This window comes from Pseudomonas sp. CYM-20-01, from assembly GCF_023169845.1.
GTDB classification, from domain to species: domain Bacteria; phylum Pseudomonadota; class Gammaproteobacteria; order Pseudomonadales; family Pseudomonadaceae; genus Aquipseudomonas; species Aquipseudomonas azotoformans.
The window spans coordinates 326,920-339,324 of sequence record NZ_AP025169.1 but is presented as its reverse complement, the minus strand read 5'-3'; the positions used below and the strand labels follow the sequence as shown (position 1 = coordinate 339,324).

Here is a 12,405-nt window from a genome sequence, read left to right as displayed (position 1 = left end):
TTTCTAAGCTTTCAAAACTTTCAGAAGCAGTAGTGGTGGAGCCAAACGGGATCGAACCGTTGACCTCCTGCGTGCAAGGCAGGCGCTCTCCCAGCTGAGCTATGGCCCCGTATTTCTACAGGCGTTTCCCACACAAAATTGGTGGGTCTGGGCAGATTCGAACTGCCGACCTCACCCTTATCAGGGGTGCGCTCTAACCAACTGAGCTACAGACCCAATTTCGGGCTGCTTCTTATCGTCTTCTTCAATGAATCAAGCAATTCGTGTGGGAACTTATGGAGCAGCTGATGTCGTCGATTAAGGAGGTGATCCAGCCGCAGGTTCCCCTACGGCTACCTTGTTACGACTTCACCCCAGTCATGAATCACACCGTGGTAACCGTCCTCCCGAAGGTTAGACTAGCTACTTCTGGTGCAACCCACTCCCATGGTGTGACGGGCGGTGTGTACAAGGCCCGGGAACGTATTCACCGCGACATTCTGATTCGCGATTACTAGCGATTCCGACTTCACGCAGTCGAGTTGCAGACTGCGATCCGGACTACGATCGGTTTTATGGGATTAGCTCCACCTCGCGGCTTGGCAACCCTCTGTACCGACCATTGTAGCACGTGTGTAGCCCAGGCCGTAAGGGCCATGATGACTTGACGTCATCCCCACCTTCCTCCGGTTTGTCACCGGCAGTCTCCTTAGAGTGCCCACCATTACGTGCTGGTAACTAAGGACAAGGGTTGCGCTCGTTACGGGACTTAACCCAACATCTCACGACACGAGCTGACGACAGCCATGCAGCACCTGTCTCAATGTTCCCGAAGGCACCAATCTATCTCTAGAAAGTTCATTGGATGTCAAGGCCTGGTAAGGTTCTTCGCGTTGCTTCGAATTAAACCACATGCTCCACCGCTTGTGCGGGCCCCCGTCAATTCATTTGAGTTTTAACCTTGCGGCCGTACTCCCCAGGCGGTCAACTTAATGCGTTAGCTGCGCCACTAAAAGCTCAAGGCTTCCAACGGCTAGTTGACATCGTTTACGGCGTGGACTACCAGGGTATCTAATCCTGTTTGCTCCCCACGCTTTCGCACCTCAGTGTCAGTATTAGTCCAGGTGGTCGCCTTCGCCACTGGTGTTCCTTCCTATATCTACGCATTTCACCGCTACACAGGAAATTCCACCACCCTCTACCATACTCTAGTCAGTCAGTTTTGAATGCAGTTCCCAGGTTGAGCCCGGGGATTTCACATCCAACTTAACAAACCACCTACGCGCGCTTTACGCCCAGTAATTCCGATTAACGCTTGCACCCTCTGTATTACCGCGGCTGCTGGCACAGAGTTAGCCGGTGCTTATTCTGTCGGTAACGTCAAAACAATCACGTATTAGGTAACTGCCCTTCCTCCCAACTTAAAGTGCTTTACAATCCGAAGACCTTCTTCACACACGCGGCATGGCTGGATCAGGCTTTCGCCCATTGTCCAATATTCCCCACTGCTGCCTCCCGTAGGAGTCTGGACCGTGTCTCAGTTCCAGTGTGACTGATCATCCTCTCAGACCAGTTACGGATCGTCGCCTTGGTGAGCCATTACCTCACCAACTAGCTAATCCGACCTAGGCTCATCTGATAGCGCAAGGCCCGAAGGTCCCCTGCTTTCTCCCGTAGGACGTATGCGGTATTAGCGTTCGTTTCCGAACGTTATCCCCCACTACCAGGCAGATTCCTAGGCATTACTCACCCGTCCGCCGCTCTCAAGAGAAGCAAGCTTCTCTCTACCGCTCGACTTGCATGTGTTAGGCCTGCCGCCAGCGTTCAATCTGAGCCATGATCAAACTCTTCAGTTCAAACATCTTTGGGTTTTTAAGAAACCCTAAACTTGGCTCAGCAATCGTTGGTTACATCTTTGATTTCTCGCGGAGTAACTTGTGATGCTGATAATCTTGTTGACTATCAGTCTGACTCCACAAGCACCCACACGAATTGCTTGATTCAGTTGTTAAAGAGCGGTTGGTTAAGATCTTTCGTCTCAACCGAGGCGCGCATTCTACAGCAGCCTCATTTGCTGTCAAGTGATTATTTTCAGAAGTTTTCGAAGATTTCTTCAACAACTTCAACCACTTGCGCTTCCGATCTCTCGTTAGCGGGAGGCGAATTCTACAGCGTTACACGCTGCTGTCAACACCTCTTTTTCTCCGCTTTCGACCGAGAGGATCGAAACGTTAATAGAGCCAGACAACACTGCTCTACCAACTCCTTCTGGGCTTCGATGAACTGAAGCAACTCGCTGTCGAATTCTGCATAACTCTTTGTTTACCAAGGAGTTTTCCGTTTCGACTGCGCCGGAAGTGGGGCGAATTATAGACTTCCAGAATCTGCCGTCAACCCTTAATTTTGCTTTTCTATCAATTAGTTAGCGTTGATTAAAAAACCACCAATAAAGTGCCGTTAACGCCCTCTATATAGAAGACAGGATTCAGATGACGCCCGCAGCCTTCAATGCGACCACATTCGCCACCCCCAACCCCAATACTTCCTGAAGCACCTTGGCCGTATGCTCTCCCAGCAGAGGAGGCGCACTACGGTACTCCACCGGCGTCTTGGACAACCTTATCGGGCTGGCAACCTGAGGCACCATCCCTGCCAACGAATGAGGCAGCGCCATCGCCAGCCCACGCGCCTTCACCTGAGGATCGGCAAACACCTGCGCCAGATCATTGATCGGCCCACAAGGCACACCCACCCGCTCCAACTGCGACACCCACTCCGCCGTCGTCTTGAACACCGTAGCCTGACGTATCAGAGGAATCAGCTCCGCCCGATTGGCCACCCGCACCTTATTAGTAGAGAAGCGCGGATCAACTGCCCACTGTGGCTGCCCAGCCACTTCAGCAAACTTGCGGAACTGCCCGTCATTACCCACCGTCAGGATGAAGTCGCCATCGGCCGTGGGAAAGTCCTGGTAAGGCACGATATTCGGATGGGCGTTACCCAGACGCTTTGGTGGCACACCCGTCGTCAGGTAATTCATCGCCTGGTTGGCCAGGCATGCCACCTGTACATCCAGCAATGCCATATCGATATGTTGCCCGCCTCCATCATGATCCCGATGAGCCAGTGCCGCCAATATCGCCACGGTCGAGTAAAGCCCCGTGAGGATGTCAGTCAGTGCCACCCCCACCTTCACCGGCCCTGCACCGTCTTCTCCCTCCGGACGGCCAGTCAGACTCATAAGCCCGCCCAGGCCCTGAATCATGAAGTCATAACCAGCACGCGCCGCATAGGGACCCGTCTGTCCAAACCCTGTAATCGAGCAGTAGATCAGCTCCGGGTTGATCTCCTTGAGCGATTCATAGTCCAGCCCGTAAGCCGCGAGACCACCCACCTTGAAGTTCTCTATCAGGATGTCCGACTTGGCCGCCAGCTCACGCACCAGCGCCTGTCCCTCAGGCCGCGTGAAGTCGATTGTCACCGACTCCTTATTGCGATTGGCCGACAGGTAATACGCCGCCTCACTGGTGTTCTCACCATAGGCATCCTTAAGGAAGGGCGGCCCCCAGGCGCGCGTATCATCGCCGCTGCCCGGCCGTTCGACCTTGATCACCTCAGCCCCAAGGTCCGCAAGGATCTGCCCGGACCAAGGGCCCGCCAGTACTCGCGATAAATCCAGCACCCGCAGATGCGAAAGCGCGCCCATGCCGTGCTCCTATTAATAGAACGCCTGAAGACCGGTCTGCGCGCGCCCCAGAATCAAGGCGTGCACGTCATGAGTACCCTCATAGGTGTTGACCACCTCGAGGTTGACCAGATGACGCGCCACCCCGAACTCGTCGGAAATACCATTGCCGCCCAACATGTCCCTGGCCATGCGTGCGATATCCAGGGATTTGCCGCACGAGTTACGCTTCATGATGGAAGTGATCTCAACCGCCGCCGTACCTTCGTCCTTCATGCGCCCCAGGCGCAGACAGCCCTGCAGAGCCAGGGTGATCTCGGTCTGCATGTCTGCCAGCTTCTTCTGGATCAACTGAGTCGCCGCCAATGGACGGCCGAACTGTTGGCGATCAAGCGTGTACTGGCGAGCGGTGTGCCAGCAGAACTCGGCGGCCCCCAACGCGCCCCAGGAGATGCCATAGCGTGCAGAGTTAAGGCAAGTGAAAGGCCCCTTCAAGCCGCGCACGTCCGGGAAGATGTTCTCTTCCGGCACGAACACGTTGTCCATGACGATTTCACCAGTAATGGAGGCGCGCAGCCCGACCTTACCGTGAATCGCCGGAGCGCTCAGACCCTTCCAGCCTTTCTCCAGGACAAAACCACGGATGTCGCCAGCATCGTCCTTGCCCCACACCACAAACACATCCGCGATCGGGCTATTGGTGATCCACATCTTTGCGCCCGTCAGGCTGTACCCACCCTCTACCTTGCGGGCACGAGTGATCATCGCGCCAGGGTCGGAACCGTGGTTAGGCTCTGTCAGACCAAAACAACCGATCCATTCACCAGAGGCCAACTTCGGCAGGTACTTCTGCTTCTGCGCCTCGGTGCCGAATTCATTGATCGGCACCATGACCAGTGACGACTGCACACTCATCATCGAACGATAGCCCGAGTCGACACGCTCCACCTCACGCGCAATCAACCCATAACTGACGTAATTCAAGCCACTGCCACCGTACTGCTCGGGAATCATCGCGCCGAGCAGGCCGGTCTCGCCCATCTCGCGGAAAATCGCAGGGTCAGTCTTTTCATGGCGGAAAGCTTCGAGCACGCGTGGCGCCAACTTGTCCTGGGCAAATTGCTCAGCACTGTCGCGCACCATGCGCTCTTCTTCGGTGAGCTGTTGATCCAGCAGCAGTGGATCGATCCAGTTGAAGCTTGCCTTGCCAGCCATGAATAAGTCCTCGCGGAAGAAGTCGGAAGTCGTGGAAGCAGCCTAGGCCCGGCAATCGCGTAGGGCAAACGAGGTTTCCGCATAGGGTTGTGCTAATTTCTCACTTCGAAAAAGCCAAAAATGGCGTATATGCGCCTTGGCAAGTGAGGACACGGTATATGCGCAGGAAAATTCCCAGTACCACCGCGTTGGTGAGCTTTGAAGCGGCAGCCCGCCACGAGAGCTTCACCAAGGCTGCGCAGGAGCTTTCGATCACTCAAGGCGCCATCTGTCGACAGATCGCTAGTCTCGAGGAGTTTTTAAGTGTCGAGCTGTTTCGCCGTTCACGGCGCGGGGTAAAACTGACAGAAGCAGGGCTGTCCTATAGCCGTCGCGTGGCGACGCAACTGGATGCGGTGGAGCGCGATACGCTTTCCGTCATGGGGCAGCAGGGCGCCAACACCATCGAACTGGCCGTAGTCCCGACCTTTGGCACTCAATGGTTGATACCTCGCCTCAAGGACTTCCAACGCCAACACCCTGAGGTCACGGTCAACCTCACGAATCGAACACGCCCTTTCCTCTTTGCCGACACCGAATTCGACGCCGCCATCTACTTCGGCGATGCCGACTGGTCCGGTACCGAGTCCCACCGGCTGATGGGCGAAAATCCTGTACCTGTATGCAGCCCTCGGCTGTTGGGTGACCGTGCGCAGTTCAGCGCCCAAGAGATTGCAGAACTGCCGCTCCTGCAGCAAACCACACGACCCTACGCGTGGCGCCAATGGTTCAACGCCCAACACCTGAACATCCCACGCGACATGACAGGCCCCCGTTACGAGCTATTCTCGATGTTGTCCCAAGCAGCCATGCATGACATGGGGATCGCACTGATCCCCCCGTTCCTTATCCAGCGCGAACTGGACGAGGGCCAATTGGTGATTGCAAACCCCGAAGCGCTGAGCAGTACGAAGGCTTATTACCTGATGATTCCTGACAGAAAAGTCGAATCTGCCTCACTTCACGCTTTCAGGGACTGGCTCATTGACCAGTCACATCGCTACAGCATCAATGTTTAAAGGCCAAAGCCGTATTATTGACTTTGTAGTCAGTAATAATACAGTCCTACAGATGTATATATATGTCGCATTTAAGCAGACTATATTTTTCAGGAAAAATTCGGCTCAAAGCCATGATTCACATGGCTTTGAACGACTATTACGAGCCAATAGCCGACTATTCACACCAACCATGACAAAAGATTGCAAAAACGCCTGCGGCCCTTTAAGCCCATGTATTTGAACAGGTTATTTCGGCATGTTGCGACAATCAGTCACAGGGTGACTTGTAGTTAATTTTTCGTCACCCGTCATAATCCCTTGAAGGCCGTAAAGTTCGCCTGCAAAATGCCGCGCCCCGCTGTCATTTCAGCGGGATCGTGCTGATCGGCCGCCCCAGTTGTGCCACTCGCGGTGCACTGGCCTTTTTACAAAAAGATCAAAAGCAAAAAGATCATGCAGGAGATTTGACGTGCACATTGGTGTTCCTCTCGAAACCCAGACCGGTGAAACGCGGGTGGCTGCCACCCCGGAAACCATCAAGAAGCTGATCGGCCAGGGCCATAAGGTCACTGTACAAAGCGGAGCAGGCATCAAAGCCAGCATCGTCGACAGTGCCTATGAAACGGCGGGCGCGACCATTGGCAGTGCCAACGATGCGTTTGGCGCCGAGCTGATTCTCAAGGTGGTCGCCCCCAGCGACAGCGAACTGACGCTGATCAAAAGCGGCACCGTGTTGGTGGGCATGCTCAATCCGTTCAGCAACGAAACCATCGGCAAGCTGGCCGAGCAGGGCATCACTGCCTTTGCGCTGGAAGCTGCGCCACGTACCTCGCGGGCCCAGAGCCTCGACGTGCTGTCGTCCCAGGCCAACATCGCCGGCTATAAGGCGGTACTGCTCGCCGCTCACCACTATCCGCGCTTCATGCCGATGCTGATGACTGCCGCCGGTACCGTTAAGGCTGCCCGCGTATTGATCCTCGGCGCAGGTGTTGCTGGCTTGCAGGCGATTGCCACAGCGAAACGCCTGGGTGCCGTTATCGAAGCGTCCGACGTACGCCCGGCCGTTAAAGAGCAGATCGAATCCCTCGGCGCCAAGTTCGTCGACGTGCCTTACGAAACCGACGAAGAGCGCGAATGCGCCGTCGGCGTCGGCGGGTACGCTCGCCCGATGCCCTCCAGCTGGATGCAACGCCAGGCCCTGGCCGTGCATGAACGCGCCAAGCAGGCCGACATCGTCATCACCACCGCGCTGATTCCTGGCCGTAAAGCGCCGACATTGCTCAGCGCTGAAACCGTCGCGCAGATGAAGCCGGGTTCCGTGGTGATCGACCTCGCTGCGGCACAAGGCGGCAACTGCCCGCTGACCGTCGCCGATCAGGTGGTGGTGGAAAATGGCGTGATCATCTGCGGCCCGACCAACCTCGCCGGTGCTGTCGCCGCCGATGCGTCAGCCTTGTATGCGCGCAACCTGCTGGACTTCCTGAAGCTGGTCTTCACTAAAGAAGGGCAGTTTGAAATCAACCTCGAAGACGACATCGTCGCCGCGTGCCTGATGTGCCGCGACGGCCAAGTCATCCGCAAAAACGCCTAAGCAGGGATTCAGACGATGGAAGAGCTTATCTCCCCCGGTATCTACAACCTGATCATCTTTGTGCTGGCGATTTATGTCGGTTACCACGTGGTCTGGAACGTAACGCCCGCGCTGCACACACCATTGATGGCGGTGACCAACGCGATTTCGGCGATCGTGATCGTCGGCGCCATGCTCGCCGCTGCGCTCACCGTGACCCCACTGGGCAAGACCATGGGTACCCTGGCGGTGGCGCTCGCAGCGGTCAACGTGTTCGGTGGCTTCCTGGTGACGCGCCGCATGCTTGAGATGTTCAAGAAGAAAGCCCCGAAAGCAAAAGAAGAGGCGCCGAAGTAATGAGCATGAATCTGGTTACGACGCTCTACTTGATCGCGTCGATCTGCTTTATCCAGGCCCTTAAAGGCCTGTCACACCCGACCACCTCGCGACGCGGCAACCTGTTCGGCATGCTCGGCATGGCGCTGGCAGTGCTCACGACCGTGGGCCTCATCTATAAGCTCGGTGCTGAGCTGGCTACCGCAGGCATTGGCTACGTGATCGTCGGCCTGCTGATCGGCGGCACTGCCGGTTCGGTCATGGCCAAGCGCGTAGAAATGACCAAGATGCCGGAGCTGGTCGCCTTCATGCACAGCATGATCGGCCTGGCTGCCGTGTTCATCGCCATTGCCGCCGTAGTCGAGCCGCAATCCCTGGGCATCGTCAAACACCTGGGCGATTCGATCCCTGCCGGTAACCGCCTGGAACTGTTCCTTGGCGCAGCCATCGGTGCCATCACCTTCTCCGGTTCGGTGATTGCGTTCGGCAAGCTGTCGGGCAAGTACAAGTTCCGCCTGTTCCAGGGCGCACCGGTACAGTTCGGCGGGCAGCACAAGCTGAACCTGGTACTCGGCCTGCTGACCCTCGGTCTCGGCCTGGCCTTTATGCTCACCGGCAACCTCACCGCCTTCGCCCTGATGCTGGCCCTAGCCTTCGTGCTGGGTGTGCTGATCATCATCCCGATCGGCGGCGCCGACATGCCGGTGGTGGTGTCGATGCTTAACAGCTACTCAGGCTGGGCTGCAGCGGGGATCGGTTTCTCGTTGAACAACTCGATGCTGATCATCGCCGGCTCGCTGGTGGGCTCCAGCGGCGCAATCCTGTCGTACATCATGTGCAAGGCGATGAACCGCTCCTTCTTTAATGTGCTGCTCGGCGGTTTCGGCAATGCGCCGGATGCGGGTGCTGCGGCGGGCTCTAAAGAAGCACGCCCGGTGAAATCCGGCTCGGCTGATGACGCGACCTTCCTGCTGACCAACGCCGACACGGTGATCATCGTGCCAGGCTACGGCTTGGCAGTGGCACGCGCACAGCATGCGCTGAAAGAGCTGACAGAAAAGCTGACCCATCGTGGCGTGACCGTGAAGTACGCGATCCACCCGGTGGCCGGCCGTATGCCCGGCCATATGAACGTCCTACTGGCCGAGGCAGAAGTGCCCTACGACCAGGTGTTCGAGATGGAAGACATCAACTCCGAGTTCGGCCAGGCCGACGTGGTGCTGGTGCTGGGCGCGAACGACGTGGTCAACCCAGCCGCCAAGAACGACCCGAACTCGCCGATTGCCGGCATGCCGATCCTCGAAGCGTTCAAAGCCAAGACCATCATCGTCAACAAGCGCTCGATGGCCAGTGGTTATGCCGGGCTGGATAACGAACTGTTCTACCTGGACAAGACCATGATGGTCTTCGGTGATGCCAAGAAGGTTATCGAAGACATGGTCAAAGCCGTCGAGTAACACTGCCTCAGCGCAATACTCGAAACCCCGGCCTGCGATAGGCTGGGGTTTTTTATTGCTGCATGAAACCCGACCAAAGGCTCTAAATCGCTACCTGGCATTCGACCATGGTAGCGGGCCGAAATTATTTGAAATCACTAAACTGCGCACCTTGCTTCCGTAGCCTGAGATAAGAATCCATGTACCGTGATCGCATCCGCTTGCCTTCGTTGTTGAACAAGGTCATGAGCGCGGCAGACGCCGCCGCACTGATCGAGGACGGCATGACCGTCGGCATGAGTGGCTTCACCCGTGCCGGTGAAGCCAAGGCCGTCCCCCACGCCCTGGCCGAACGCGCCAAGACGTCGCCGCTGAAAATCACCCTGATGACCGGCGCCAGCCTGGGCAATGACCTGGACAAGCAACTGACCGAAGCGGGCGTACTGTCACGACGCATGCCGTTCCAGGTCGACAGCACCCTGCGTAGGGCAATCAACGCCGGCGAAGTGATGTTCATCGACCAGCACTTGTCGGAAACCGTCGAGCAACTGCGCAACAACCAACTCAAGTTGCCGGACATCGCGGTGATTGAAGCAGTGGCGATCACTGAACAAGGGCATATCGTGCCCACCACGTCTGTGGGCAACTCGGCCAGTTTCGCGATTTTTGCCAAACAGGTGATCGTCGAGATCAACTTGGCGCACAACCCGAACCTGGAAGGGTTGCACGACATCTATATCCCGACCTATCGTCCGACGCGCACGCCGATCCCGCTGGTCAAAGTTGATGACCGTATCGGCAGCACCGCGATCCCGATCCCACCGGAAAAGATCGTGGCCATCGTGATCACCAACCAGGCCGACTCCGCCTCTACGGTGACGCCGCCCGACAGCGACACCCAAGGTATCGCCAACCACCTGATCAACTTTCTCAAGCAGGAAGTCGACGCCGGGCGCATGACCAACAAGCTCGGTCCGCTGCAGGCCGGTATCGGCAACATAGCCAACGCGGTGATGTGCGGGTTGATCGAGTCGCCATTCGAAGACCTGACCATGTATTCGGAAGTGTTGCAGGATTCGACCTTCGACCTGATCGATGCCGGCAAGCTCAGTTTCGCATCGGGCAGTTCGATCACCTTGTCGGAGCGCCGCAATGCCGATGTGTTCGGCAACCTGGAACACTATAAGGACAAGCTGGTACTACGCCCGCAGGAGATCTCCAACCACCCTGAGGTGGTGCGGCGCTTGGGCATCATTGGCATCAACACCGCGCTGGAGTTCGACATCTACGGCAACGTCAACTCCACCCATGTCTGCGGCACGCGGATGATGAACGGCATTGGCGGCTCCGGGGATTTCGCACGCAACGCGCACCTGGCGATCTTCGTTACCAAGTCGATTGCCAAGGGCGGCGCAATTTCCAGTGTGGTGCCAATGGTCAGCCACGTCGACCACACCGAGCATGACGTCGACATCCTGGTGACCGAGATTGGCCTGGCCGACCTGCGTGGCCTGGCGCCACGGGAACGGGCTCGGGTGATCATCGACAACTGTGTGCACCCCGCCTACCGCGATGCGCTGAACAGTTACTTCGATGCCGCCTGCGCCATCGGCGGGCATACCCCGCACATCCTGCGCGAAGCACTGAGTTGGCACATCAACCTGGAAGAAACCGGGCACATGCTCAAGGCGTGATTGATACAGATCCGAGCTGATGCAAATACAGTTTCATCAGCTCGGTGGATTCATCGCCACTTATTGAAAAAACTGTACTTCTGTACCGGTCATTTCTTACCGAAATATCCTACACATCTCACCGAAAAGGCCTATTTCGCACCATTTCAGTGCAGACAGGTACAGTTGCCCCATTTCCGTACAGTACAGCAGCTATAAACAGTTAACTGGCCCCTCACAATACAGGTGAACTGTATCTAGAGAGTCTTGCGCCGGAAGAGGATCATTGGCATCAGTTAAACCACTACCTAATCCCGCCACAAGCGGAAGGATGTCATCATGGAACGTACACTCAGTTCCGAACTGTTCTTCGAAGAAAAAGCTGTAAACACCCAGGCCTCCCTGCCTCTGCGCGTTATCGCCAACCTGATGTTGTGGCAGCGCCGCATCTCTAGCCGCCACCAACTGGCTCGCCTGGATTCGCGTCTGCTGGCTGACGCAGGTATCAGCGAAGCTCAACGCTACGAAGAGCTGAGCAAGCCGTTCTGGCGCTGATTTAGCGCTCGCTGGCCCTGACCTGACGGGTCCACTGCCAGCAACCTGATTTGTCAAAACAAAGCCCGCCCCGGGAAACCGGAGGCGGGCTTTGTTGTTTGCGGCATTCGAATTTCCAACAGAAAACAGAAGCTCTGCGCAGCGACAGGTACAGTTTAAAAAAATGTAACAGTTAAACAGTACAATTTTATCTTGGTGTATCTGTATCGGTCTCACCAACTCACCCAACATGGTGTTCCAAGACCTCAGGAAAGGTACTCGCCATGGATACGCCATCCCCTCTTTATAAGAGACTGCTACGCCAAACGGCCTCAACCCTCGCCAAATGGGTACGCCACGCTTATGAACGACGCCAACTGTCGCAGCTTGATACCCGGGAATTGTCCGATGTCGGCATCAGCCAGGGCGATCGAATGGCCGAGCTGTCCAAGCCGTTCTGGCGTGACTAGGCAGTCAAGGCGCTTCCCGAACGGATAAGCGGCGGCTTAATATCCAGCCACCCTGTGGCAAACCGTGCAGTACAGGCGTCTGATCCCCAATGGCTGGCCTGCGCCACCTTATCCGTTCATCTATAGGAGTCATCCCATGTCCCGTCTTCGCCTGCTGAGTGCTGCCACCCTGTTGGCCCTGGCTGCCAACGCCAACGCGACCAGCTTCATCGTGACCACCGACTCCATCGTCGGCGCGCTGAAGGCCACTTCCGACGCCAGCTCCGATGCAACTTCGTCCCTGCGCGACAACAAGGTCGTACGTGCTGCCCGTGACGACGCCGCCAGCTTTGTCGCCAGCGAAGGCGCCATCCGTGGCGTGAAACTGGAAAGCGCCCTGGCTCAGATCCGCCAGCACGCGCCGCAATTGAACACGGCAACTGACGCACAACTGGCCCAGGCCATCCTGGCTATCTGACGCCAAGGCG

At 56.8% G+C, this 12,405-nt stretch carries 10 protein-coding genes, 2 tRNA genes and 1 rRNA gene; 8 read left to right on the top strand and 5 right to left on the bottom strand.

Annotated elements, in window-relative coordinates; translation table 11 throughout:
• Window positions 1-33: 33 nt before the first annotated feature.
• The 5 genes from M2497_RS01545 to M2497_RS01525 all read right to left on the bottom strand — a co-directional run bounded on the left by M2497_RS01545 (window position 34) and on the right by M2497_RS01525 (window position 4,879).
• Window positions 34-109, bottom strand: a tRNA-Ala gene (locus tag M2497_RS01545).
• Window positions 110-139: 30 nt separating this feature from the next.
• A tRNA-Ile gene (locus M2497_RS01540) sits at window positions 140-216 on the bottom strand.
• 82 nt (window positions 217-298) lie between these two features.
• Window positions 299-1,835, bottom strand: a 16S ribosomal RNA gene (locus M2497_RS01535).
• Window positions 1,836-2,464: 629 nt separating this feature from the next.
• The gene (locus M2497_RS01530; protein ID WP_248485591.1) at window positions 2,465-3,685 is read right to left on the bottom strand and encodes a CaiB/BaiF CoA-transferase family protein; all 1,221 of its coding nucleotides are present in this window, start codon (window positions 3,683-3,685) and stop codon (window positions 2,465-2,467) included.
• 12 nt (window positions 3,686-3,697) lie between these two features.
• Window positions 3,698-4,879, bottom strand: a complete 1,182-nt coding sequence (locus tag M2497_RS01525) for an acyl-CoA dehydrogenase (protein ID WP_010207882.1) — start codon at window positions 4,877-4,879, stop codon at window positions 3,698-3,700.
• Window positions 4,880-5,037: 158 nt separating this feature from the next.
• Between M2497_RS01525 and M2497_RS01520 the strand changes: the two genes are divergently transcribed.
• From M2497_RS01520 to M2497_RS01485, 8 genes are all read left to right on the top strand, one after another.
• Window positions 5,038-5,937, top strand: coding sequence for a LysR family transcriptional regulator (locus M2497_RS01520; protein ID WP_248485590.1), 900 nt, complete (start codon window positions 5,038-5,040; stop codon window positions 5,935-5,937).
• A 451-nt stretch (window positions 5,938-6,388) separates the two neighbouring features.
• Entirely contained in the window at window positions 6,389-7,510 is a 1,122-nt protein-coding gene (locus M2497_RS01515; RefSeq protein WP_248485589.1) for a Re/Si-specific NAD(P)(+) transhydrogenase subunit alpha, read from the top strand.
• A gap of 15 nt (window positions 7,511-7,525) precedes the next feature.
• Window positions 7,526-7,846: an NAD(P) transhydrogenase subunit alpha gene (locus M2497_RS01510; RefSeq protein WP_003220416.1), complete on the top strand. Its 321-nt coding sequence runs from the start codon at window positions 7,526-7,528 to the stop codon at window positions 7,844-7,846.
• On the top strand, window positions 7,846-9,282 hold the full coding sequence (locus tag M2497_RS01505) for an NAD(P)(+) transhydrogenase (Re/Si-specific) subunit beta (protein WP_248485588.1): 1,437 nt from the start codon (window positions 7,846-7,848) through the stop codon (window positions 9,280-9,282). Before M2497_RS01510 ends, M2497_RS01505 begins: the two co-directional genes overlap by 1 nt.
• 179 nt (window positions 9,283-9,461) lie before the next feature.
• Window positions 9,462-10,955 carry an acetyl-CoA hydrolase/transferase family protein gene (locus tag M2497_RS01500; protein ID WP_248485587.1) on the top strand — a complete coding sequence of 498 codons (1,494 nt, stop codon included), beginning with the start codon at window positions 9,462-9,464 and terminating at the stop codon, window positions 10,953-10,955.
• Window positions 10,956-11,273: 318 nt separating this feature from the next.
• On the top strand, window positions 11,274-11,489 hold the full coding sequence (locus M2497_RS01495; protein ID WP_012721550.1) for a DUF1127 domain-containing protein: 216 nt from the start codon (window positions 11,274-11,276) through the stop codon (window positions 11,487-11,489).
• A 263-nt stretch (window positions 11,490-11,752) separates the two neighbouring features.
• A complete protein-coding gene (locus M2497_RS01490; RefSeq protein WP_248485586.1) occupies window positions 11,753-11,938 on the top strand; it encodes a DUF1127 domain-containing protein in 186 nt (61 codons plus the stop codon).
• Between the two features lie 136 nt (window positions 11,939-12,074).
• Window positions 12,075-12,395 carry a DUF2388 domain-containing protein gene (locus M2497_RS01485; protein WP_248485585.1) on the top strand — a complete coding sequence of 107 codons (321 nt, stop codon included), beginning with the start codon at window positions 12,075-12,077 and terminating at the stop codon, window positions 12,393-12,395.
• The last annotated feature ends 10 nt before the right edge of the window (window positions 12,396-12,405 follow it).